We start from the raw sequence: 23,766 nt of genomic DNA, 5'->3' as shown, positions 1-23,766 counted from the left end.
TCAGTTCTGCGCCGGGCTGCCGGCGACGATGAATTTGCGGATGTCCTGGGTCAGCTTTTCGATGGCCTGGGGTTGCACGTACATCATGTGGCCGCCAGGATAGTAGTTGAACGACACCCGGTTGGTGGGCACGCCCGCGTCGTTGAAGCTGTTCTCGGTATGGAAGAACGGCGTCGCCAGGTCGTAATAGCCCATGGCGACGAAGGCCCGCATGCCCTTGTTCTGGCGCATGGCGTCGCCGACAAAGGGGCCGACGTCGGTGCCGCGGTAGGGCTCGCTGCCACCGCCGTCCACCTGGGCGTAGTTCCAGCGGCGATAGAGGGAGCCCAGTACCTTGTACTCCCGCCCGCCCATGTCCAGGCCCAGGTCGTTGCGGAAATAGGTGTTCACCACGGCGCTGAACGCCCCGCTCATGCCGTTCAGCGAGGGGTCGTTGTCCGGCCGGTCGCCTGAGCTGTCGTAGTCCTCACCCAGGTAACGGCCGTCGATGCGGCCGATGCTCTTGCCCTGGTCGCGCAGCAGTTCCTTCATGAAGCGGTGGTCCTGGATCTTCAGGTGCGACTGCTCGATGAAGGCGGGGGACAATCCTGTGAAATGGGCCAGCTTGGCCAGCACCGCCTTGTGCTGATCCGGCGACAGCCGGTTGCCCAGGATGAGGGCGGAGGCGTACTCGGTTGCCGCGAACTGGCGGGCGTCGGCCAGGAACTTGTCGAAGCCCATGGAGGTGTCGGCCACCTTCTTGTGATACCAGGCCGTGGCGGCATAGCTGGGCAGGAAGGACCAGTAGGGCACCAGGTTGCCCCGCGCGAAGGTCAGCGAGGTGTAGTCCATGGCCGGGGAAATCAGGATGATGCCGTTCAGGGACACGGTGGAGGTGGTGCCGCTCAATTCCGGCAGCATGGCGCCGGTGCGGATGCCGCCATAGCTTTCACCGCCCAGGAACTTGGGGCTGTTCCAGCGCTTGTTGTCGCCCAGCCAGACGCGCACGAACTGCGCGACCGATTTCGCATCCTCCTTCACGCCCAGGAAGTCCTTCTCCTCCCCCTTGCCGATGGCGTGGCTGTAGCCGGTGGCGACCGGGTCGATGAACACCAGGTCGGTCACGTCCAGGATGGAAAAAGCGTTGTCCACCAGCGGGAAGGGCGGCGGGCCGGGATTCTCGGCGTCCGCCGGGATCTGCACGCGCTTAGGCCCGAAGACGCCCATGTGCAGCCACAGGCTGGCCGAGCCGGGGCCGCCGTTGTAGAGGAAGGTCACCGGTCGCGTAGCGGGGTTGGCGCCCTTCCTGGTGTAGGCGACGGAGAAGATGCTGGCGACGGGTTCGCCCTTCTCATCGCGCAGATAGGTCTCCCCCGCCGAAACGGTGTAATCGACGCGCTTGCCATTGAAGGTGCCGGAGCGGTCGACGGTGACGCGCTTCGGCGCGTCCGCCTTTGCGTCCGGGGCGGCCTTCGGCGCGCCCTCCTTATTATCCTGCTTGTCGTCCTTTTTCTCCTGCGCGACGCCCATCACGGCAGGAGCCATGACCGCCGGTAGCGTCACGGCCAACACGGCCGCCACCAGCAGTGCCCAACGCCTGTTCTTCACTGGAACCCCCATTCTTTTTCGATGCCCCACACCTGGGCCCCACACCTGGGCCCCACGCCGGGCCGCCCCTGTCGAAACGGCCTAGCTGGCACAGCGTAACAAAAGCATCCGAAATAGGACGCCCGGATAAAAGTTTTAAGCGGGGGCATAGCTGGCGCCATGCCGGCCTGCGACCAGCCGGTCGAAGCGGATGGCCCGATTGCTGAGGCAAGGTCGCCCTCTGGCTGAATCGAAAAAGTCGCACCAACCAGGCACCGTGCCATCCATGATCCATCCCCATGGCACGGGAACCTTTGAAATCCTTGGGTGTTCTCACATCACCCGCTTTCTTCGGCCCCGGAAGCCTATCCTCTCCTCAGGAGGCAAAAACAATCATGGACGTTTCCGGCCCCCCATTTTCGCGGCGGACCATCCGTCGCCCCGCGCTCATCAGCCTGATGCTCGGCCTGGCGCTCTGTCTGTTCTGCCTGATGCCCGGCAAGGCCCAGGCGCAGACACCCTCCCCCCTCAGTGAATGGCAATATTCGGCCGGCGTGCTGCTGCGGTCGAAGTTCGAGAATCCGTTGCCCACCTGGGATGTCAGCGTCGGGGCCGCGACGTCGTTGCAGCCGCGCTACGTCGGTTCGTCCGAATACCATGTGCAGCCGGGCATCAACCTGGATGTGCGCTACAAGGATATCGCCTTTTTCTCCATGGGCGAGGGCCTGGGCGTCAATCTGCTGCGCGGGGAAAACTTCCGCGCCGGCGTCGCCCTGGGCTTCGATGTCGGCCGCGACCAGGACGACAGTTCCCAATTGCACGGCCTGGGTGACATCTCGCCCGCGCCGGAGGCCAAGGTGTTCGCGGAGTACACCATCTTCCCCGTCGTGCTGCGCACCGCCGCGCGGCGCGGCTTCGGCGGCAACCACGGCTGGGTGGGGGATGTCAGCGCCTATCTGCCCGTCGCCGGGTCGGAGCGCTTCTTCGTCTTCGTCGGCCCCACCGCGACCTACGCCGACTCCTCCTACATGCGGCGCTATTTCGGCATCAACCCCAACCAATCCATCCGCAGCGGATACCGGCAATACACGCCCGGCAGCGGCTTCAGCAGCGCCGGCTTCGGCTCCAGCGCCGTATGGTTCTGGACGGAACACTGGTTCATGACGGCGGACGGCGCCTACCAGAGGCTGCTGGGCGACGCGGCCGACAGCCCCATTACCCGCGCCCATTCGCAGCTGACCCTGAACCTGAGCGTCGCCTACCGGTTCTGACCGCATAATGTTCATGCCAATGCGGTTGGCGGCGCGCCCCCAACCACCCTAAGATAGTGGTGCCAAAGGAAATACAGCCCTGGCGGAGGTTGGCATAAGCCGGCTCCGCCAGGGCCTTGGGGGAACCGCACCATGCCACGCGTGATCAAGGTTTTCGATGCGTCGGCGCAGGCCTTGGCGGCCCTGCCCGGCGTCCGCCTGGTGCGGGACTACCCCGCCTTCCGCATCGTCGAGGTGGATGGAGACACCGCAGCCGCGGCCGTGCTGGCCACCGGCCTGACCGAAGACATCAGCGCCCTGTACACGCTGAGCATGGCCAACACCGGTGCTGCCCCCATTGACACCGCCATTCCGCGCGTAGCCCCCGACGGCAGCCATGAGGCCCACCCGGCTTATGAGGATCAGGCCGCCCTGCCGCCAGGCGCCCATCACTACATCGTCCAGTTCGTGGGCCCCATCCAGGATGGTTGGCTGGCCGCCGTGGCGGCGACGGGGGCGGAGGTGGTGGAGCCCTATCAGCACTTCGCCATTATCGCCAGCGCCGACGAGGCGGGCGTGCTGAGCCAGTTGGACATCGTCCGATGGGTGGGCCACCTGCCCTATTCCGCCCGCCTGATCCATGAGATCGACGTGCTGGCGGCACCGCCGGTGCCAGGCGCGCAGCATGGCCAAGCCCTGCCTGACGCCTACACCGTAGAGTTCTTCGGCGCCACCCAGGCCCGGCATCACCAAGCCGATGTCGCCGCCGCCGGCTTCACCATCCTGGACGAGGCGCCGGGCAGTTCCCTGCTGGTGGTGGAAACGACGACGCCGGGCGAGGGCAGCCTGCGCGACAAGCTGCTGGCCCTGGCCCGGGTGCACGGGGTGAAGCGCATCGGCCGCCATGTGCTGCCCATGCCGTCCACCGACCAGGCCACCCGCATCATCGGCTCGGCCAACGTGCTGACGGACGCCATCGGCCTGGGACTGACCGGTGCCGGCGAGGTGGTGGCGATGTGCGACACCGGCCTGGATTCAGGCGATCCTGCCACCATCCACCCGGACTTCGCCGGCCGCGTCCTGGCCCTGGAAAGCTATCCCATCAGCCCCAGCTACGCCTCGCGCATCAACAACCCCGGCGCGGACGATGGCCCCGCCGACGTCAACCGCGGCCACGGCACCCATACCGCCGGGGCCCTGCTGGGGGATGGCACCGCCAGCGCCGAGTTGGCCAACCTGGCCGGCCCGGTGCGCGGCTTGGCCTATAAGGCGCAGGTGGTCATGCAGGCGGTGGAACAGTTCCTGGACTGGAAGCCCGTCGACGGACAAACCCCGCCACCGCCCTATTCCCTGGCCGGCCTGCCCAGCGACCTGAAGGTGCTGTACAGCGCGGCCTACGGCAAGGGCGCCCGCATCCATTCCAATTCCTGGGGCGGCGGCACCAAGCAGGCCTATAATTCCTACTGCACGGACATCGATACCTTCATCTGGAACAATCCGGACTTCTGCATCGTCTTCTCCGCCGGCAACGACGGCGCGGATAATGACGGCGACGGCCGGATCGATCCCGGCAGCGTCACCCCGCCCGGCACGGCCAAGAACTGCGTCACCGTGGGCGCCTGCGCCAACAACCGGCGGGACATCGCCCTCACCAATGGCGCCAAATGGGGCGCCAAGGCCGCCCCGGTCGATGCCCTGGTGGCGGGAGGCCCCGACCAGATGGCCCCCTTCAGCAGCCGGGGGCCCACCCAGGACGGGCGGATAAAGCCCGACGTGGTGGCCCCGGGCACCTTCATCCTGTCGACCCGGTCGCAGCGGCTGGCCAGCTACAACGGCCAGACGCCCTATTACGCCCCCGCCACGCCTTTTTACATGTATGAGAGCGGCACCAGCACGGCGGCACCGCTGGTCGCCGGGGCGATCGCCCTGATCCGCGAATATCTGCGCACCCAGGCGGGCTTCCCGGCGCCTTCCGCCGCCCTGCTGAAGGCCGCGCTCATCGCCGGCGCGGTGCCCTTGGGCGGAACGGATGGCCCGGTGCCCGACATCAACCAGGGCTTCGGTCGCGTCCACCTGGATACCATCCTGGCGCCGGCGGCCCCCCTGCGCGCCACCTTCCTGGACGGCGACAGCGTCGCCACCGGCGACCTTTACCAACACAGCCTGCAGGTGGTGGTGGACGGCAACCCCTTGCGGGTGGTGATGGCCTACAGCGACTATCCCGGCGCCAGCCTGGTGAACAACCTGAACCTGGTGCTGCGCGGGCCTGACGGCTCCACCCTCACCGGCAACGCCGGATCCGGCGGCCAGGGGCCCAATAGCCAGACCCCCAATGGCCAGACGATGGACAGCGCCAACAATGTCGAGGCCATCGCCGTGCCGGCGGCGGCGGCCGGCACCTGGATCGTGCAGGTGATCGGCGCCAACGTGCCCCAAGGGCCACAGCCCTTCGCCCTGGCCCTGCTGGCCGCCAGCTGAATGGAAAAGGGCGGCGCCCCCAAGGCCGCCGCCCCTCTCTTTCAACCTGTCCGGACAACACAGTTCCCAACGCCAGCCCGGGGTCTGATCGCGGGCTGGCCGGTGCCGTGCATCCTTGACCGGCGGCCTTACAGCGCGTCGGTGTCGGTCTCGCCCGTGCGGATACGGACGGCTTGCGCCAGTTCCAGCACGAAGATCTTGCCGTCGCCGATCTTGCCGGTGTTGGCGGCGGCCTGGATGGCCTCCACCGGCTTGTCGGCCAGATCGTCGGGCACGGCCACTTCGATCTTCATCTTGGGCAGGAAGCTGACGGCGTACTCGGCGCCCCGGTAAATCTCGGTCTGGCCCTTTTGACGGCCATAGCCCTTGACTTCAGTGACGGTCAGGCCCTGGACCCCCAGACCGGTCAGGGCGTCGCGCACCTCATCCAGCTTGAAGGGTTTGATCACCGCGATAATGAACTTCATCAGACCACTCCCTGATTGGATATTCGTGATCGCCGGGGGCGGGTCGGCAGGGTCAGTCTAACATCACCGGCCGACTTCTGTTCCCACGGATCCGCTTGGACTTCAGTCCCTTAGGGATAGCTCGGCCATCCCCAAGGATACGCAACCAAGGCTTAGTGGATGGACTCGCCGTGCAGGGCAATGTCCAGGCCGTCGCGCTCGATGTCCTCATCGACACGCAGGCCGATCACCAGGTCGATCACCTTCAGCAGGACGAAGGTGATGACGCCGCACCACACGATGGTAAAGGCCACACCTTCCAACTGGGTAATGACCTGGGCGGCATTGCCCTCGATCAAGCCCAGCTTCGTGTCCGGCGCGTCCTTCAGCGTGGCGGCGAAGGCGCCCTCGCTGTTGGCCACGGCCATCTTGGCGAAGACGCCAGTCAGGATGGCGCCGACGATGCCGCCGATGCCGTGCACGCCGAAGGCGTCCAGGCTGTCGTCATAGCCCAGGGCCTTCTTCAGCGAGGTGGCGGAGAAGAAGCAGATGATACCGACGGCGATACCGATGGCGAAAGCGCCGACGGTATCGACGAAACCGGCGGCCGGGGTGATGGCCACCAGACCGGCCACGGCACCCGAGATGATGCCCAGAACCGAGGGCTTGCCCTTAACCGCCCACTCGACGAACACCCAGGCCAGCGCCGCCGCAGCGGTGGCCACCTGGGTCACGGTCATGGCCATGCCGGCGCGCGGACCGGCCGTCAGGGCCGAACCGGCGTTGAAGCCGAACCAGCCCACCCACAGCAGCGAGGCGCCGATGAGGCTCAGCACCAGGTTGTGCGGGCTGAAATCGGCGTTGGGGTAACCCTTGCGCTTGCCGATCACCAGGCAGGCCACCAGACCGGCGATGCCGGCGTTGATGTGCACGACGGTGCCGCCGGCGAAGTCCAGCACGCCCAGCTTGGCCAGGTAGCCATTGGGGTGCCACACCGTGTGGGCGATGGGGGCGTAGACGACCAGCGACCACAGCGTGATGAAGATCAGCATGGCCGAGAACTTCATGCGATCGGCGAAGGCGCCGGTGATGAGCGCCGGCGTGATGATCGCGAAGGTCATCTGGTACATCATGAACACCGGCTCCGGGATCGTCGGGGCCAGGGCGTGGGTACCGGTCGGGTCCATGCCCGCCAGCAGCACGCGGCTGAAGCCGCCGATGAATTCCTTCGCGTCGGCGGCGTCGCTGGCCGCGGAGAAGGCCAGGCTGTATTCGACCAGCGCCCACAGCACGGTCACCAGGCAGGTGATGGCAAAGCTCTGCATCACCATGGCCAGCACGTTGAACTTCCGGACCATGCCGCCGTAGAACAGCGCCAAGCCGGGAATGGTCATCATCAGCACCAGGGCGGTGGACGTCAGCATCCACGCCGTGTCGCCCCCACTGATGGTGGGCGCGGCGGGCGCCGCAGCGGCGGCCGCAGCCGCGGCGGGTGCCGCGGCATCCTGAGCGAAGGCCAGCGCCGGCGCCATGCCGGCCAGCGCCATCACCATCAATCCAAGTAAACGGTTCCCAAGCAAACGGTTCATCTGGCTCCCCATTCCCGTTCGTTTAAGCCGGTTCCGGTACCCCCAGGTCTGCCCCCGGGAACCGGTCCGGCCATCAGCCAACCGTCCCCTCCTTTCAAAGTTCGTGCCGCAGTGCGAACAAGGCCCCGGGATGGCGGGAATGCTGGCCCCCATACCCCCGCAGGCCACCCCCATTTGTTGCCGAAAGGTTAAAAAATCCGCACGCTTTTCCGGCTGATCGCCCGGCACCACAGGTCATTGCCCATATTTAAGGCATTTCTCACTTTGCCACAGCTTGTGGTTTCAGCTTATTTTTGAAGCTGTTTCAAGCGGCTGGGCCTAATGGTTGCGGTAACCGGTTCTGGGCGAAACGTACAATTTCGTTCCACGCCTAAAAATCGTGCATATTTTTTCAAATTTCCCTGCGCCGGCACAACTTATGGAAACCAGTTTCACTCCAAATATCGTTTCTTACAACTTCTTAGCGTAAAAACAGCCTCAACAGGCCGAGGCTTGGCAAATCAACCTTTTGTGGCTGCCTCCATTGGACTGCGGCCAACCGCCTCAGGCGCCTGCGATCAGGACACCGCCTTATTTTCAGGCAGTAGGGGGCGGTTGGCATCGATCTTGCTGCGACGCAATACGCAGTCATCGCCTACATAAAACAATCAACAAGCCTCACGGAGAATAAAACAATGGCCTCAGTTCGGGAGATTGAAGTCGATTGTCCGCTTGCCACCCGCACGCCGGCCCCGCGCGGACGCACCACCAAGACCGTCCTGCTGGCGGCCACCGCCGCCGCGGCCATCAGCCTGATGGTGGGCCTGTCCGCCATCGCCACGCCCGCGCTGGCGCAGGAGGCGGCCCCCGCCGCCGACGCCGCGGCCCCGCCGGGCATCAAGTGGTCCGCCTATGTCGAGGCCGGCGCCACCTTCAATAGCAACGGCCCCACCGGCGGCACCAATTACGGTCACCTGTTCACGGACAAGACCAACCAGCTGGTCCTGAACCAGCTGTCGGGCACCGTTTCCAAGGATCTGGACCCCAAGGCCGAAGGCTTCGACTGGGGCTTCAAGGTGCAGGGCTTCTACGGCACCGACGCGCGCTACACCCATTTCCTGGGCATCCTGGACACCGGCATCAAGGAACGCACCCAGTTCGACCTGGTGGAAGCCAACGTCCTGCTGCACTTCCCCAGCCCCGGCGCCGGCGGCCTGGACCTGAAGGTGGGCGCGTTCTCCACGCCGCTGGGCGCGGAGGTGATCGCCGCCCCGTCCAACCTGCTGTACAGCCACAGCTACATCTTCAACTTCGGCCTGCCGCTGAAGCACACCGGCGCCCTGGCCACCCTGCACCTGACGCCGGACATCGACCTGTACGGCGGCGTCGACAGCGGCGTGAACACGACGCTGAGCGACGGCGACAACAACGGCGCCGCAGCCGGCATCTTCGGTATCGGCCTGAACAACCTGGTGGACGGCAAGCTGACCGTGCTGGCCTTGACCCACGTGGGCCCGGAAAACCCCAGCCTGAAGGCGCCGCTGGGCTATGCCGACGCCAACCACGAGAACCGCTGGATCAGCGACATCACCGCCACCTTCAAGGCGACGGACGAGCTGACGCTGATCACCGAGCTGAACTACATCAAGGACGACCTGTTCAACGTCGACGGCGGCGGCATCGCCCAGTACGTCAGCTACACCCTGTCGCCGGAACTGACGGCCACCCTGCGCGCCGAATGGTGGCGGGACGGCCACGGCTTCTTCGTGGCGGCCTTCCCCGGCAACCGCGATTTCGTCTTCCTGGAGAAGGGCGAGCCGCTGGAGAAGGGCGCCATCGGTCCCGGGGTCGGCACCAGCTATGGCGAGCTGACCCTGGGCGTAACGTGGAAGCCGGCGGACCTGGGCCTGCTGGACGGCCTGACCCTGCGGCCGGAGGTGCGTTACGACAAGGCCAACCACGCCGCCTACGACAACCTGACCAAGGACGACCAGTTCACGTTCGGTGTTGATTTGATCCTGCCTTTCGGCGGTTGATCCGTTAGTATGGGTGCGGGCGGGCGGTTCCTTGGGGCCGCCCGCCCCTCATGACTAAAAACGAATGGGATCCGACGCCGGCAAAAGCCCGCGTCCGTATTGTTTTCGCATTTTTGATCTGGCCGCTTGTGGCCATGGGTACCCCCGTGCGCTCTGGCCCCTTTGCGTCCCGCGGGATGCCCAAGGACGCCGGATGGGTGCATCAGGTCCTCGAATGTCCGTATTGGGGTCGCGCGCGGAGGCGTGTTTGCTGACAGGTTTGCCGGTATCCTTGGCTATCGAGCCCCCACCCGCCATGACGGTTCCCACCCCGGCCGCGCTGGACATGCCCGTCCCCCCCGAACCTCCCACCCCGATGGTCGCCGCGGTTCAGGAGGCGGCGCCCGCGGAGGCCGACACCGCCAATCCCGAGGACCGTTATCGCCGCCTGTTCGAGCAGGCGCCCTGGGGCCTGTTCCAGACCACGGTCGACGGCCGCTACCTGGATGCCAACCCGGCGCTGGCCCGGCTGTACGGCTATGACAGCCGCGAGGACATGCTGGGTACCTTGACCGACATCGGCGTGCAGCTCTATGTCGACGCCGGCCGGCGCGAGGCCTTCGTGGCGGAGATGCGGGCACGCGGCGTGGTCCAGGGCTTTGAGTCCCGCATCCGCCGCCGCGACGGCACCATCATCTGGATTTCCGAGACCTGCCGCGAGGTGCGCGACGCCAACGGCCAGCCCCTTTATTACGAAGGCACGGTGGAGGAAATCACCACCCGCAAAGAGGCGGAGCAGGCCCTGCGCGCCGCCAATGAGAAGGCCCAGCGCGCCAATGAGGCCAAGGAGCGTTTCCTGGGCCTGGTGACCCATGAGCTGCGCACACCGCTGCACGCCATCCTCGGCTTTGGCGACCTGATCGGCCAGCTGGACCAGGATGAGGTGGCGGAGCGCGACGACTATCTGCGAGAGATCACCAGCGCCGGCAACCGGCTGCTGCGCACCATCAACCGCTTGTTGGACTATACCCGCCTGGCGTCGGGCTCCATCGACAGCGAGCTGCAGCTGATCGAGCTGGAGCCCTTCGTCACCCGTCTGGTCCGTCAGTTCGGCGGCGGGCGGGACAAGCGCGTGCGCGTCCGGCACGACGCGGAAACGACGGCGCCCTGCGTGCTGGAGATCGATGGCAATCTGCTGAACCGCGCCCTGACCGAGCTGCTGACCAATGCGCTGACCTACTCCCCGCCCGACCAGGCGGTGGTGGTGGAGATCGGCCAGCGGCAGGAGGGTGTCACCCTGCGTGTCATCGACCAGGGCCGCGGCATGTCACCGGAGGAACTGCAGGCCGCCGCCGTGCCTTTCGGCAGCGTCATCCTGCAGGCGCGCGCGCGTCAGCAGGGCCTGGGGCTGGGCCTGCCCATCGCGCAGGGCATCGCCAGCATGCTGGGCGGCCACCTGGATCTGGCCAGTTCCCTGCTGAACGGCACCGTCGCCACCCTGCATCTGCCGGCGCCGGCACCGCGTTAGACTTCATACGGCCCGTGGGGGGTCTAGACAGATACCCCCGGCCGGGCGGCGCACAGTGCCTCCACCTTCGCGGCCAGGCGCTCCACCACCACCGGCTTCAGGAAAAAGGCGTCGGCGCCGCCGGCCAGCACCGCCTTTTCGTCCGACCGCTCGCTGTAACCGGTGTAGAGCACGCAGGGCAGGTCGGGCCGGCGGGTCTTCAGCAGGGCGATGAGAGCCATGCCGGTCATGCCGGGCATGGTCTGGTCGCTGACAACGGCGTCGAAGGCCAGCGGGTTCTCCTCGAACACCTCCAGCGCCTCGGCCGGGGTTTCGCAGATGGCGACCTCATGCCCTCGGCGCGACAGGCCTTCCAACAGCATGTCGCCCATCTCCGCCGCATCGTCCACCACCAGGATACGCAGGCGGCGGTGCGGCACCGCCTTCACGGCCGCGGGCGCCAGCATGGGGGCGGTCACAGCGCCCGGCCCACCCACCGGCAGCAGGACGCGCAGCAGCGCCCCCTCGCCCTCCGCCGACATCACCGTCATGCCGCCGCCATGGGCGCGGACGATGCCGTAGACCACGGGCATGCCCAGCCCGGTGCCCCGGCCCTTGCCCTTGGTGGTGAAGAAAGGTTCGAACAGGCGGGTCATGACCTCCATGGTCATGCCGTGCCCCTCATCCTCCACCTCCAGCACCACGTGCGGCCGGCTCTTGTCGAAGGGCAGGGCCTCATGCTCCACCCAGTGCCCCTCCTTCACCCGCGCATCCTCCGGCGCGGGGCCCGGGAACAGGCGGATACGGATGCGCCCGCCCTCGCCCCGGCGGGCGTCGTGGGCGTTGATCACCAGGTTCATCAGTACCTGGACCAGCTGGGTGGGATTGGCGCGCACGTTGGGCACCGAGCCCGCGATCTGGAAGCTCATCTCCGTCGTGGCCGGCACGGCCGAGCGCAGGATGCCCCGCGCGTCCTCCAGCACCGCCACGGGGGACACGGCCTGCAGCTCCCCCTTGTCCGAGCGGGCGAAGGTCAGGATCTGCCCCACCAGATCCTTGGCGCGCTTGCCCACGGCGTTGATGCGGGCGACATAGCTGTGGGCCTTGTCCTGCGGATCCAGGTCGTCCAGCAGGAACTCGACATAGCCCAGCATGGCGCCCAGCAGATTGTTGAAGTCGTGCGCCACCCCACCGGCCAGCCGGCCGATGGCCTCCATCTTGTCCTGCTGCAGGACCTGGCGCTGCAATTCCTCGCGCTCGCGCGCCACCCGGCGGGCGGCGGAGACGTCGCGCAGCACCATCACGATGTCGCCGTTGGGCCGCAGGCTCAGCGTCGTCTCGTATGCCTCCATGGTGCGGCCCCAGATGCTCTCCCACGTCTCGCTCACCATGTGGGCGTAGCCGGTGGACATGAGGTCGGCGCGGCGGCGCTGCCGCCCTTCTTCCGACAGGGCGGCGGCTTCCGGGGTCAGCAGGTCGCGCCAGTACCGGCCCACCACCGCCGCCTCGTCCGGCGCGCCCAGCAGGGATATGGCCGCGGGGTTGGCGTACAGCACGGTGTAGTCCCGGTCGAACAGCACGATGGCGTCCTTGGCGGCACCCACGCCGGCCAGCATGCGCTCCAGCGCCGTCGTCCTCTCCTCCACCTGGGCGCGCAGGCGGTCACGCTCCGCCAGCGTGCCGCGGAAGCGGTCCAGCGCCCGGGCGATGCCGCCGATCTGGTCGTCGCGCCCGGTGTCGGGCACGGCCACGGCCTGGCCCTCGTCCAGCAGGTCTATAGTCCGCGCCATGCGCGTCAGCGGCACGCCGATGATGGCGCGCACCGCCGCCACCAGCACCAGGCTGATCAGCAGGCCGGCCGCCAGGGCCGCCAGCATGATGGCAGTGCCGATGCCCGCGAAAGGCGCGCTCAGGCCCTGCACCGGCACGTCCAGCAGCAGCAGGCGGCGGCTGTCGCCCTCGAAGAACACCATGGGCACGGCATAGCGGCGGATACGCAAGCCGTTCTTGTCCAGCCGCTCCACCTCATAGGACTGGACCTTCAGCACCTGGGCCAGTTCATCCGCGCTCAGCTGGAACTGCGCCCCCTCGCCCACCGTGGCCTTGGTGGCCAGCAGGGCGTGGTCGGGATGGTAGGTCCAGTTGCCCTCGCGGTTGATCATGTAGATGCTGCCGCCCAGGGGCCGGCGGCTGTCCAATTCCTGCGCCCGCGCCTCCAGCGACAGGTCGGTGCCGGCCACGCCGATCAGGCGCCCGTCGACGATCACGGGAACGGTGTAGGAGATCATCCAGACGGGCCGGCCCAGCACCGTGTAGAGGTAGGGCGGGATGGCCTGGCGCACCCGGGACTGGGCCGGGCGGGTATAATACTCGTCGTGATAGAAGTCGGGCCGGACCTCGCTGGCCTTCACGCCACCCTGGCCATCGGCCACGTAATAGGTGGCGAAACGCCCGCTTTCCGGCAGACCCAAGGTAGGGTCGCCGTCCTTGAACCTCTGGTCCGGGCCCATGAAGTCCGGCTCCGCCAGAAACCAGAAGCCCACCATGTTGGGATGGGCCAGCGCCGTGCGCTCGATATACTTGGCCACCAGCCGCCGGTCGCTGGTGCCGGTGGCGACCATGCTTTCCACCTGGCGGGCCAGGCCTTCGACGAAGGCGATCTTTTCCCGGGTGATAGCAGCGATCTCGCCCGCCTGCCTGTTGGCCAGGTCCTGGCCGTAATCCACCGCGAACCGTTCCACCACCGCGCGGCTGGTGCGGACCGCCACGAAGGCGGTGCCGGCCGCCGCCAGCAGCACCAGCGGCACCAGGATCGACAACAGGCGGGTGGTGATGCTGCCCTGCGCGAGCGGGGCCCGCGCGGAATGGGCGTCAGGCGGCAGGCTCACACGCCTCCTTCCCCGGCTGGGCCAGGAAATCGGCCAACATCGTGCCGAGGCCGCCACTGGCCTTTTCGGAAACGGCGGCCCCATAGATCAGCTGCGCCGCGCGCAGGCAGGGCGCCGTGATGCCCTCCGGCCCGTCGCTGAGGATCAGCAGGGGCATGCGGGGGTGTTGCGACCGGATCGCCCGGGCCAATTCCAATCCATCCATCTGCGGCATCAGCAGATCCGAAATGACGGCACGCACCGGTTGGGAGGCCAGCACGGACAGGCCCTCGCGGGCCGAGGCGGCCATGATGGGGGCGTATCCCAGGCGCCGAACCGCCTCGCACAGATAGTCGCGGAAATACGGGTTGTCGTCGACGATCAGGATGGCGCTCATTGGGATAGGCTTTCGGGCGATGAACAGGAATTGGTGGTTCAGGTTGTGGATCGCATATGAGCGCAACCATTCCCCACCCGCACCTGCCACGAAGGCTATCGGCCCGGGGAATAGGGATAGCGAAGGATAGCGCGCCGCTATCCCACAATCTTGCATGGTCGCCATGCCCCGCGCCCGGCGCCAACCGCCCCTGCGTTTCCTTCATTCCCAAGGCCTTAAGGTCATTTCTCCCCAGGCCCCTCAGGGGCCGCCCAGCAGGCCAAGGTCGCGCGCGCGCGTCACCGCCTCCACCCGGTTCTTGGCGCCCAGCTTGCGCAGGATGCGCCGGGTGTGCAGCTTGATCGTCACCTCTTGCAGGTCCAGCACCCGGCCGATCTCCTTGTTGGTGGCGCCGCCGGCCAGATGCTCCAGCACCTGGCACTCCCGCTCCGTCAGCAGGCCGCCGCTGTCGGGCACGGTGCCGGAACCGCCCAGAGGGGCCGCACCCGCGGGGGCCACGCCCACAGGGGCCGGCAGGGCCCCCGCCATGCGCAGGGCCACGTCCGCCGGCACCACGCTGCCGCCCACCGCCACCACCTTCAGCATCTGCACCAGGGCCACGCTGGACAGCGTCTTGGGCAGGAAGGCGCAGGCGCCGCGGGTCAGCGCCTCGCGCGCGATAGCGGCGTCATCATGTCCCGTGACCACCGCCACCGGCGCGTCGATGCCGGCGGCGTCCAGGCGGTCCATCCCGGCGCCGCCCTCGCCCCCCGGCAGTTGCCAATCCATGACCACCAGGTCGAAGTCCTGCCCCTCCGGCCGATGGGCCAGGGCGTCCAGTTCCTCCAGCGAGCCGACGGCGGTCAGGCTAGCCTGCGGCCAGTCCCGCATCAGATACAGTTCCAGCGCGTCGCGATACATGGGGTGGTCGTCGGCGACCAGCACCCGCATCGGCCTATTCGCGGCACGTTCCACGGCATCCCCCTCCGCCCCCACCGTCCCCCAATGCTGGCGTCCGTTGCCCGGCGCCGTTCTTGGCCGTCATCATCCGCCCGCGCCCCGCCCAAAACAACAATTTCAAAACAACGCTTTGGCACAGGGTGCCGGCCGCCGCCGGCGGCGCCGCCTACAGGCCTCCCGTTTACATTTGTCCGCCGCATCAGATACGGTGCCGGGCAGCTTGGGTCTAAACCAGCGGCGCCGGCCTGCAATGGCGCGCCGCCTCGGGAGGTCGATATGGGAATGGTGGGGCGCGCCGGCCGCGGCGGCGCGGCGATGGGGGCTTGGCGTCACATTCTGGCAGGAAAGGTTCTGGCGGGAACGGTTCTGGCGGGCGCGTTGATGACGATGCCCGTCCTGGCGGCCGACACGCCGGCGGGGTCCGGGCCCGCCCTGACGGTGGAGCGCATGCTGGGCAGCCCGGCGCTGAACGGCCCCCGGGCGCGCGGTGTGAAATTCTCCCCCGACGGAACCCTGGTCACCTATCTGAAGGCCAAGGCCGACGACGCCAACAAGACCGACCTGTGGGCCTATGACATCAAGGCCAGCACCGACCGCCTGCTGGTCGACAGCAACCAGTTCAGCGCCAAGGAAAGCGAGGAGGAGCGCGGCCGCCGCGAACGCCAGCGCATCCGCGACACCGGCATCGTCGATTATGGCTGGGATGATGAGGGGCGCACCCTGCTGTTCCCCATGGCGGGCGACGTCTTCGTCATGCCCCTGGGCGGCAGCCCGAAGCGCATCACCGACAGCGCCGCCACCAAGGACGCGGCCATCGACGCCCGCTTCGCCCCCGGCGGCAAGCTGGTGACCTATGTGCGCGGCAACAACCTGTATGTCTACGACCTGGCCCAGGGCCAGGAACGCGCCCTGACCCACGACGGCGCCGGCACCCTGTCCTACGGCACGGCGGAGTTCGTGGCGCAGGAGGAGCTGAAGCGCAACACCGGCTATTGGTGGTCGCCCGGCGCCCGCTACATCGCCTATACCCGCGTGGACGAGTCCGACGTGCCGCTGGTCAGCCGTTATGATTACGGCGCCGAGGGCGTGACGGTGGTGCCGCAGCGCTATCCCTTCGCCGGCGGCCCCAACGCCAAGGTGACGCTGCAGATCATGGACGCCGCCAGCGGCAGGGTGGCCAGCGTCAACCTGGGTGATCCCGCCGGCTATTACCTGGCACGCGTGGACTGGCGCCGCGACGGGTCGGAAGCGCTGGTGCAGCGCCTGAGCCGGGACCAGAAGCGCCTGGACCTCTTGGCCGTGAACCCCGCCACCGGCGCCGTGCGCACCCTGCTGACGGAAGAGAGCAAGACCTTCCTGAATCTGCACGAGGATCTGCGGACGCTGGCCAACGGCAAGATCCTGTGGGCGTCGGAGCGCACGGGCTTCAAACACCTCTACCTCTGCGACCATGAGGCCGCCAACTGCCGCGCCCTGACCAAGGGCGACTGGATGGTGGACGCCGTGGCCGGGGTGGATGAGACGGGGGCCCGCGTCTTCTTCACCGGCTTCCGCGAGGGGCCGCTGGACCACCACGTCTATTCCGTGGGCCTGGCCAAGGGCGACGTGAAGGCCCTGACCACCGCGGACGGCTGGCACGGCGCCGTCATGGCGGCCAAGGGGGGCAGCTGGCTGCACAGCTATTCCGGCCCGCACCAGCCGCCGCAGCTGTCGGTGGAGGACGCCAAGGGCAACCGCGTGACCTGGCTGATCGAGAACAAGCTGGACGACAGCCATCCCTTCGCGCCCTACCTGGCCGGGGAAATCCAGCCGGAATACGGCGTGCTGAAGGCCGATGACGGCAGCGACCTGCACTACATGATGCTGGTGCCGCGGGGGGCCCGAGAGGCGGCCAAAGCCAGCGGCAGGAAGTATCCCGCCATCGTCAACGCCTATGGCGGCCCGGCGGCGGCCCTGGTGACCCACGCCTGGGGCGATGCCCAGACGGGCTTCACCCAAGTGCTGGCGCGCAACGGCTACGTCGTCATGGTGCTGGACAACCGGGGCACGCCGCACCGGGGCCAGGCCTTCCTGTCGGCGACATACCACCATTTCGGCTCGGTGGAGGTGGCGGACCAGGTGAAGGGCGCCAATTACCTGAAGTCCCTGCCTTTCGTGGACGGTCAGCACCTAGGCTTTTTCGGCCACAGCCACGGCGGCTTCATGACCATCATCATGCTGACCCGCGCCCCGGGCGTCTTCGCCGCCGGTGCCGCCGGCGCGCCGGTGACCGACTGGCGCCTCTACGACACCGCCTACACCGAGCGCTACCTGGGCGAGCCCAAGGACGGCACGGCCTATGAGGACTCCAGCGTCTTCAAGGATTTGAAGAACATCAAGGGCCGCCTGATGGTCATCCACGGCATGGCCGACGACAATGTCTTCTTCGACAACACCACCAAGCTGCTGCGCGCCCTGCAGCAGCAGGAGACGCAATTCGATCTGATGACCTATCCGGGCCAGCGCCACGGCTTCTACGACACCTACGCCAACATCCACCGCTACAACACCATGCTGGACTTCTTCGACCGCACCCTGCGGCCGGCCGGCAGCCCTGGTGCCGTAACGGCGGGCGGCGCCCCGCAGGCCGGAACGCCGTAAGGCCGCCCGGGCGGCCAGCCCCGGAAACGACAAAGCCACCGATCCCGCCGGGTCGGTGGCTTTTCCTTTGAAGCGCCTTTGCAGGAAAGGCGGAGCGTGAAGCCCGCTTATTCCGCCGCGCGCAGCACAGGTTCGGACATGTTGGCCGGCTGACCTTCCTGGATCATCTCACGCATGGTGTCGAAGCATTTGCCGCAGCGGGGCGAGCACCCCTGGGCCTTGAACACCGCCCCCACGCTCTGCGCCCCCGCCCCGATATGGGTGCGGACGGTACGGCAGTTGATGGCGTTACAGACGCAGACGTACATGGCGCAGGCATCCACCCAGAGGCTGATCTGACGCCTAAGATAGTGAGAGGCGTTCGCAGAGGCAAGGATGATTCTGCGAGGCATTCGCGTATGGGTGGGGTGCCGTAGTGGTATGAACCTTTAGGTTCCTGTGACAAGCTCAGCAAAAGCGGAATGTTTTGAGGCTGCCCCCATAGCATGCAGTAAAGCGTTCACTTGCTTTGCCAAATTTGGAATGAATGTGTCGTCCGACAACATCACCCCGAAGTCCTTAACAGAATCTGTCGCCGTAATTAATGCAAGTAAAGTGTCAACTACAGGCGACCAACGTGCAATAAGTTCTACAAGAGTATTGGACATAGACGCCTCATGGGAGAATCCAATCGTTTGTGCATCACATTTTTTCCCCAAGGCAGTTTCTATAGTAGACGCCACCATAGCAGTAAAAAAAGCCTTAAATTTTAAATTCCTCATTAAAGATAATTGATCACTCTCTACCTGCAACAAAGAACCTTCGTTCGATTTGTTCTTCAACGCAAGCCGTCGCTCATCAATCGCCTTACCTAAAGAATAAACGAATAATACATGCCTCGCCTTCTTCCCATCAAAGGCGTTTTGGTATAACTGTTTACGATCAAAAATTTGATTCTTGCCGCGATTGGCGTCTAGAGGGCGCCCATGATATGCCAGTAGAGGCTGTATTACTTCGTCAATACCGAGCTGATCCCCTTCGCCAACAAATCCCCTTTTAATATTGTAAACAAATCCAAGGTCACGAAATTCCTGAACAAGTCTTTTTTGGTCAGGATCGTTACTGTATTGATCCCAGCTCGTAATAGCATTTTGTGTATTATTGAATTTGACAATTTCGTCGATTGTTGCAGAGTCGGAACTTTCTATAACTCGGCAGAGCACTCTAAGATCTGAAATATTTTTCTTACCTATATCAACAGAACCAATAGAGCCTGTCGTCTGTGCCCCATTTATAACCGACATTCCAGATATAACAGGAGTACCAGATTTGTCGATTTTAAATCCCTTCGTTAATATGGTGATTCCGTTATTAAATGCCCAAAAATCGGCAGGCCGTGTCTCTGCCGATTCACGTATTCCCGTATTAACTCTACGCCGGCGGCCACCACCGAGATAACCGCGGTAATTTGCCGAGAACAAGCTATCCGAGTATTTATTAAAGACAGAATGCAGCCAAATGCCAGGAACAGACGCAACATAAGCTCTCCAATTGGGTCCATTCTCTTGGAAAGCAATCTTTGCCGGAAATTCTATATCATCTTTCACCTCAATATGAGAGTCTTGAGAATCAGATAAATGCTGGATCTTAGCAATCCCCAACTCCACAGCCCTCACCGTAATCGCCCTGCCTCCCAATATCTTTTTTATGTTGTCCTCAACAGTCTGCAATTCCCTAGCAACATTTACGGATTCCGGAAGATTATGTATATAAAATAATTCAATTGAATCCACTCCATCAACCTCTAATGCAACCCGACATTCCTCCATTATTAAGCGCATTTGGTCCGGAACGACGGACAAATCACCAGATAAAAGCCAAGCAGCCGCAGTGTTCAGGTCAGATGCCTTATTTGCTGGAGCCTCATCTCTAGCTTTATTTGCAAAAAATCCCTGCGCAAATATTATTCTTTTCCCATCATGGTCTAAGTATATAAAATCTATCTTCTTGTCGTTTGGTCCGTCTGTAAGAGCGTTTGCTGCCAAGGCGCCAATATCTGCCTCTTCTAGATAACGAGCCATAACCCAGGCCGTATGAGCTTGTTCAATTCCGAGCTTGGAGATTAATGATGATTCTTTTTTAAATAAATCAATATAACTCATCTAATCACCTCAGAGAATTTGATATGCAGGTCGAGCGCAACCACCCCAGGTTGGAAACCTGCATCAGAAAGGCAATCACATTCAAGATATCTAATGGTTAGGCCCCTCTATAAAACAATTAAAATGCTAATTGAAATTCTATCCACCACCCATAGAAGAAAGATTACCCCTCACCCCGGCCGCCTGAACCCCGCCCTAACCCGCTCCGCCTCCTCCCGCACCACACAACCCTCGGCGTGGTCGTTGATCAGCCCCATGGCCTGCATGAAGGCGAAGACGGTGGTGGGGCCGACGAATTTCCAGCCGCGTTTCTTCAGGTCCTTGGACAGGGCGATGGAGGCGGGGGAGGTGGAGACGGTCTGGGGTGGGGCGCAGTCCTCCGGCCTAGGCTCGAAGCGCCAGAGATAGGCGGCGAGCGAGCCCTCCTGGCGCACCAAGTCCTGGGCGCGGGCGGCGTTGTTGATGACGGCCTCGATCTTGCCGCGGTGGCGGATGATGCCCTCGTCCCGCAGCAGGCGGGCGACGTCGGCCTCGGTGAAGGTGGCGACGCGGTCGAAGTCGAAGCCGTGGAAGGCGGCGCGGAAGTTCTCGCGCTTGGCCAGGATGGTGCGCCAGCTGAGGCCCGACTGAAAGCCTTCCAGGCACAGCTTCTCAAACAGCCGGCGATCGTCGCCCACGGGGAAGCCCCATTCGTGGTCGTGGTAGGGCAGGAACTCCGGCGCCGCCGCGCACCAGCCACAGCGGGGGCGGCCGTCGGGCGCGGATGTTGTGAGGCTCATCGACGTGGGTTTCCTTTCCGCAAAGATAAGGATGGCGGCCCGGCCTCAGGGCGCGGCGCAGAGGGGGATGGGCCGGGGTGGCGGCGGGGGGTGGTCGCGCCGGTACTGGGCGATCAGCGGCGCCAGCGCCCCCTGGGGCCAGTAGGCGGGGGAGCCGATGGCCCGCAGGCAGGCGGCGTTCCAGTAGGCGCCCGCCTCGCCATGGGCCACGGCATCGATGTCGGCGGCCTCGGGATAGAGGTACAGGGTGGTGGGCGCGTCCTTCACCGAAGCCACGAGGGCGGCGGCGTCGGTGGGCGACCAGCTGGTGCAGCCGTTGCTGCGGCCACCGGTGTAGTCCACCAGCGTGCCCTGCAGGACATAGCCGCCGTCATCGGCGTGGGGGTCGTGCGGGTCCCGGCGCCGGCAGAGGCCCTTCAGGGTCAGGGCGGCATGGCCGCCGATGGCGCGCGGACGGGCGTTGGCGGCGTCGCCCTCCCCCTCGAACTGCACGAAGGACCGCACCAGGGGCAGGTCGCCGCCGCCGGCCGCGCGGTAGAAGCCCTTGAAGCTGTCCTTGATCTCGGCCGTGACATAGGCGCCGCCGGCCGTCAGTTCCGAATCCTGGGCGTTGCCGAAGTTCCGGGCGCAGTCGCGGCCATTGGTGAAGTCTGCCAAGCCTTCCAGGCGCCGCCCGGCGCCGTGGCCGGCGGGAATGGCCTGGAAGGTCCGTGCCGCCTCACAGATCACATAGAACCGGCGGCCGGGTCCGCCATCCTCCGCGGTGTTGGGCCGCGTCGCGTCCATGGCGAAGTAGCAGGGGTTGCGCACCGCGCCCTCCGCCACCTTACGCCGATAGAGCGCCTGCGCCCGGGCCAGGACCAGGGGCGCGATCTGGCCCTCCCCCTCCCCGACATGGGCGGCCAGCCAGGCGGGAACCTCCGGGGCATCGTCCGCCCGGGCCGGCGCCAGCCCCAGGATCAGGGCGCCGAGCAGCAACACCGTTCCCATCCGCGCCAGGCCCACGCTTCCCACCCTCTCTTCCCATTCGCTTCGGCCGCCACCTTGGCGTTCGGCCCGCTGGGTGGGAGTATAGCCGTATCAGGCCGCGCGGGCCTACCGCCGGCCAGGCGGAATGGAGGGGATGATGGAGGTTCTACCGCTCAGCCGGGCATTCACCCTGATCGAGCCGGGGCCCGTGGTGCTGGTCACCACCCATGACGGCCACAAGGACAACGTGATGACCATCACCTGGACCATGGTGCTGGATTTCTCGGCGACGTTCGCCATCACCACAGGGCCCTGGAATTATTCCTATGCCGCCCTGGTCGGCACCAAGGAATGCGTGCTGTCCATCCCCACGGCCGACCTGATCGACACCGCCGTCGGCATCGGCACCTGCACCGGCCGGGATACGGACAAGTTCGCGAAATTCGGCCTGAGCCGGGCACCGGCCCGGCATGTCCGGCCCCCCTTGATCCGGGAATGCCTGGCCAACATCGAGTGCCGCGTCATCGACATCGTCGACCGGCACGGCATCATCGTGCTGGAGGGCGTCGCCGCCCATATCGATACCGCCCGGGAGGAGCGCCGCATGCTGCATGCCGTGGGCGACGGCACCTTCATCATTGATGGATCCGTGCTGGACCGGAAGAAGATGATGCGGTCCAAGCTGCCCGGCGGGCTGTAGAGCAGATCGCCCAAAGGTGGAATCACCTTTGGGCGTGAAGCTGCTCGCGGACAGGCTCAGCGAGAGCCGGCTGCGTCTGATTTTACGCAGCCGGCTCTCGCCATCAGCCTACAGGCGCACGCTGGTGCGCAGGCCCAGCACCAGGCCGTCGCCCACCGGGGTGGTGCGGCCGGGCACCAGGACGTTGCCGCCGGGGTGCGCGACATACTGCACATTGGGTTGCAGCGTGGTCCAGCCGGCCACCACGGCCTGGTAGCTGAACTCCACCAGCAGCTCATGGTCCCGCACCGGATAGTAGGGCCGGCCGTAGTGGCGGTAGTCCTGGTCCAGGCCGGCGGCGGCGGAGCCGATCTGGGCATAGGCCACGGCCAGGCCGGCGGTGTCGTCGGCCCGGGCGGGCAGCAGGCCTTTCCAGGTCAGCCCGCCATCGGCATAGAAGGCGATAAGGTTGCGGTCGGCGGGCGCGCCCGCCAGGCGCAGGAAGGCGGCCAGGCCCCCGTCCGGCTTGTCGCCCGTGTGCCACAGCGGCACGTCGGCCACGCCATAGACGCCCCAGTCGTTCCGCCGGGTCGCCGGCACGCCGCCGGAGCTTGGGTCGGCCAGGGTCTGGCCGCCGGCGGCGTGGTGCTCATCGCTGAAGGGGCCGCCGTGGAACCAGGCGCCCAGCTTGAAGACCGGCGCCTGGCCGCCATTGCCCCACGGGCCGCCCTCATCCACCGCCGGCTGGTACTGCGCCTCCACGATGGTGAAGACATCGCCGGAGAAGCTGAAGGTGGTGCCGCTGGGGTCCAGGGCCTGGGCCTCGCCGATCGCGCTGCCCGCCGGGTTGCCGGAGAAGACGGCGCCCAGGACGGTCAGCTCCGGCGTCGCGGAGACCTGGACGCGGGCGCCCGGCGTCGCCAGGGGATAGGCCGGGCCGCCGCCCGGCAGGTCGGCGCCGGTGATGGCCTGCCAGCCGAAGGTGCCGTTCACGAACAGGGCGGCCCCCCGGCTGGTGACGAATTCATCATCCGCCGCCAGCTGGCCCACGCGCAGGGAAACCTGGCCGTCCCACAGGGCCTGCTGCGCCCACAGGGTGAACAGGCGGTCGCCGGGCAGCGCCTCGATATTGCTGACGGTGGCGATGTTCTGCAGGCAGCAGCGGCTTAGCCCGTGGCCGTGGATGCCGTAGGCGGTGGCGTGGAACAGCAGGCCGTGCCAGTCGAAGGCCGTCTGGGCGTCCAGCTCCACCGTCGCCTCGAACCGGCCATCGCCGACCGTGTCGCGCTTCACCCCACCCTGGGTCAGGCCGAACACCTCGCCCACATAGACCAGGTTCAGGGCCACGCCGTTATCCGCCAGCCGGCCGCGCAGGCCGCCCCAGTTACCCGTCAGGCCATCACGGTCCCAGAAGCCGGGCTGGTCCGCCGCCTGCTGCGCCCGGGCGGGCACGCAGGCCAGCGCAGTGGCCAAGGCCAGCGTGGTCCGGAAAAGGACGTGGCCAACCATCCGCATCCCCGTCCCC

Annotated in this window: 17 protein-coding genes; 6 read left to right on the top strand and 11 right to left on the bottom strand. The window is 65.9% G+C overall.

The window, feature by feature from the left end; genetic code table 11:
* Positions 1 to 1,587, bottom strand: a complete 1,587-nt coding sequence (locus Y958_RS23055; protein ID WP_088874311.1) for a S10 family peptidase — start codon at positions 1,585 to 1,587, stop codon at positions 1 to 3.
* Between the two features lie 374 nt (positions 1,588 to 1,961).
* Between Y958_RS23055 and Y958_RS23050 the strand changes: the two genes are divergently transcribed.
* Together Y958_RS23050 and Y958_RS23045 are read left to right on the top strand one after the other, a co-directional pair.
* Positions 1,962 to 2,837 (top strand): MipA/OmpV family protein, encoded by an 876-nt coding sequence (locus Y958_RS23050; RefSeq protein WP_211098758.1) that lies wholly within the window; start codon positions 1,962 to 1,964, stop codon positions 2,835 to 2,837.
* A gap of 132 nt (positions 2,838 to 2,969) precedes the next feature.
* Positions 2,970 to 5,294 (top strand): S8 family serine peptidase, encoded by a 2,325-nt coding sequence (locus Y958_RS23045; RefSeq protein WP_088874310.1) that lies wholly within the window; start codon positions 2,970 to 2,972, stop codon positions 5,292 to 5,294.
* 128 nt (positions 5,295 to 5,422) lie between these two features.
* Here Y958_RS23045 and Y958_RS23040 read toward each other — a convergent pair whose 3' ends face one another.
* Entirely contained in the window at positions 5,423 to 5,761 is a 339-nt protein-coding gene (locus Y958_RS23040) for a P-II family nitrogen regulator (protein ID WP_088874309.1), read from the bottom strand.
* Positions 5,762 to 5,913: 152 nt separating this feature from the next.
* On the bottom strand, positions 5,914 to 7,329 hold the full coding sequence (locus Y958_RS23035) for an ammonium transporter (protein ID WP_088874308.1): 1,416 nt from the start codon (positions 7,327 to 7,329) through the stop codon (positions 5,914 to 5,916).
* A gap of 674 nt (positions 7,330 to 8,003) precedes the next feature.
* Here Y958_RS23035 and Y958_RS23030 point away from each other — a divergent pair.
* Together Y958_RS23030 and Y958_RS23025 are read left to right on the top strand one after the other, a co-directional pair.
* Positions 8,004 to 9,344: a porin gene (locus Y958_RS23030; protein WP_088874307.1), complete on the top strand. Its 1,341-nt coding sequence runs from the start codon at positions 8,004 to 8,006 to the stop codon at positions 9,342 to 9,344.
* Positions 9,345 to 9,639: 295 nt separating this feature from the next.
* Positions 9,640 to 10,851, top strand: coding sequence for a PAS domain-containing sensor histidine kinase (locus tag Y958_RS23025; RefSeq protein ID WP_186291572.1), 1,212 nt, complete (start codon positions 9,640 to 9,642; stop codon positions 10,849 to 10,851).
* Between the two features lie 23 nt (positions 10,852 to 10,874).
* Here the strand turns inward: Y958_RS23025 and Y958_RS23020 are convergent, their stop codons facing one another.
* From Y958_RS23020 to Y958_RS23010, 3 genes are all read right to left on the bottom strand, one after another.
* On the bottom strand, positions 10,875 to 13,718 hold the full coding sequence (locus Y958_RS23020; RefSeq protein ID WP_088874305.1) for an ATP-binding protein: 2,844 nt from the start codon (positions 13,716 to 13,718) through the stop codon (positions 10,875 to 10,877).
* The gene (locus Y958_RS23015; RefSeq protein WP_050898054.1) at positions 13,702 to 14,094 is read right to left on the bottom strand and encodes a response regulator; all 393 of its coding nucleotides are present in this window, start codon (positions 14,092 to 14,094) and stop codon (positions 13,702 to 13,704) included. Before Y958_RS23015 ends, Y958_RS23020 begins: the two co-directional genes overlap by 17 nt.
* 240 nt (positions 14,095 to 14,334) lie before the next feature.
* Positions 14,335 to 15,048, bottom strand: a complete 714-nt coding sequence (locus Y958_RS23010; protein ID WP_244909657.1) for a LuxR C-terminal-related transcriptional regulator — start codon at positions 15,046 to 15,048, stop codon at positions 14,335 to 14,337.
* 366 nt (positions 15,049 to 15,414) lie between these two features.
* Here Y958_RS23010 and Y958_RS23005 point away from each other — a divergent pair, with 366 nt between their 5' ends.
* A complete protein-coding gene (locus Y958_RS23005) occupies positions 15,415 to 17,673 on the top strand; it encodes a S9 family peptidase (protein WP_186291571.1) in 2,259 nt (752 codons plus the stop codon).
* Between the two features lie 107 nt (positions 17,674 to 17,780).
* On the opposite strand, the gene Y958_RS23000 is transcribed toward Y958_RS23005, so the two are convergent.
* The 4 genes from Y958_RS23000 to Y958_RS22985 form a co-directional block, all read right to left on the bottom strand.
* Positions 17,781 to 17,981, bottom strand: a complete 201-nt coding sequence (locus tag Y958_RS23000) for a (2Fe-2S)-binding protein (protein ID WP_088874301.1) — start codon at positions 17,979 to 17,981, stop codon at positions 17,781 to 17,783.
* Between the two features lie 120 nt (positions 17,982 to 18,101).
* Positions 18,102 to 19,814, bottom strand: coding sequence for an AIPR family protein (locus tag Y958_RS22995; protein ID WP_088874300.1), 1,713 nt, complete (start codon positions 19,812 to 19,814; stop codon positions 18,102 to 18,104).
* Positions 19,815 to 19,984: 170 nt separating this feature from the next.
* Entirely contained in the window at positions 19,985 to 20,593 is a 609-nt protein-coding gene (locus Y958_RS22990) for a DNA-3-methyladenine glycosylase I (RefSeq protein WP_088874299.1), read from the bottom strand.
* Between the two features lie 45 nt (positions 20,594 to 20,638).
* Positions 20,639 to 21,607, bottom strand: a complete 969-nt coding sequence (locus Y958_RS22985) for a hypothetical protein (protein WP_211098757.1) — start codon at positions 21,605 to 21,607, stop codon at positions 20,639 to 20,641.
* A gap of 109 nt (positions 21,608 to 21,716) precedes the next feature.
* Here Y958_RS22985 and Y958_RS22980 point away from each other — a divergent pair, with 109 nt between their 5' ends.
* Positions 21,717 to 22,262 carry a flavin reductase family protein gene (locus tag Y958_RS22980; RefSeq protein ID WP_338039512.1) on the top strand — a complete coding sequence of 182 codons (546 nt, stop codon included), beginning with the start codon at positions 21,717 to 21,719 and terminating at the stop codon, positions 22,260 to 22,262.
* A gap of 108 nt (positions 22,263 to 22,370) precedes the next feature.
* On the opposite strand, the gene Y958_RS22975 is transcribed toward Y958_RS22980, so the two are convergent.
* Positions 22,371 to 23,756 carry a carbohydrate porin gene (locus Y958_RS22975; protein ID WP_186291570.1) on the bottom strand — a complete coding sequence of 462 codons (1,386 nt, stop codon included), beginning with the start codon at positions 23,754 to 23,756 and terminating at the stop codon, positions 22,371 to 22,373.
* Between the last annotated feature and the right edge of the window lie 10 nt (positions 23,757 to 23,766).

Origin of the sequence: Nitrospirillum viridazoti CBAmc, assembly GCF_000730165.1 — a bacterium.
Classification (GTDB): Bacteria; Pseudomonadota; Alphaproteobacteria; order Azospirillales; family Azospirillaceae; genus Nitrospirillum; species Nitrospirillum viridazoti.
This window is presented reverse-complemented; position numbering and strand designations above follow the sequence as displayed.

Bases quoted from the DNA above. Each gene is read 5' to 3' on its own strand.
- Y958_RS23050 (WP_211098758.1), top strand. From the start codon at position 1,962: ATGGACGTTTCCGGCCCCCCATTTTCGCGGCGGACCATCCGTCGCCCC.
- Y958_RS23045 (WP_088874310.1), top strand. From the start codon at position 2,970: ATGCCACGCGTGATCAAGGTTTTCGATGCGTCGGCGCAGGCCTTGGCG.
- Y958_RS23040 (WP_088874309.1), bottom strand. From the start codon at position 5,761: ATGAAGTTCATTATCGCGGTGATCAAACCCTTCAAGCTGGATGAGGTG.
- Y958_RS23035 (WP_088874308.1), bottom strand. From the start codon at position 7,329: ATGAACCGTTTGCTTGGGAACCGTTTACTTGGATTGATGGTGATGGCG.
- Y958_RS23030 (WP_088874307.1), top strand. From the start codon at position 8,004: ATGGCCTCAGTTCGGGAGATTGAAGTCGATTGTCCGCTTGCCACCCGC.
- Y958_RS23025 (WP_186291572.1), top strand. From the start codon at position 9,640: ATGACGGTTCCCACCCCGGCCGCGCTGGACATGCCCGTCCCCCCCGAA.
- Y958_RS23015 (WP_050898054.1), bottom strand. From the start codon at position 14,094: ATGAGCGCCATCCTGATCGTCGACGACAACCCGTATTTCCGCGACTAT.
- Y958_RS23005 (WP_186291571.1), top strand. From the start codon at position 15,415: ATGACGATGCCCGTCCTGGCGGCCGACACGCCGGCGGGGTCCGGGCCC.
- Y958_RS23000 (WP_088874301.1), bottom strand. From the start codon at position 17,981: ATGTACGTCTGCGTCTGTAACGCCATCAACTGCCGTACCGTCCGCACC.
- Y958_RS22995 (WP_088874300.1), bottom strand. From the start codon at position 19,814: ATGAGTTATATTGATTTATTTAAAAAAGAATCATCATTAATCTCCAAG.
- Y958_RS22990 (WP_088874299.1), bottom strand. From the start codon at position 20,593: ATGAGCCTCACAACATCCGCGCCCGACGGCCGCCCCCGCTGTGGCTGG.
- Y958_RS22980 (WP_338039512.1), top strand. From the start codon at position 21,717: ATGATGGAGGTTCTACCGCTCAGCCGGGCATTCACCCTGATCGAGCCG.
- Y958_RS22975 (WP_186291570.1), bottom strand. From the start codon at position 23,756: ATGCGGATGGTTGGCCACGTCCTTTTCCGGACCACGCTGGCCTTGGCC.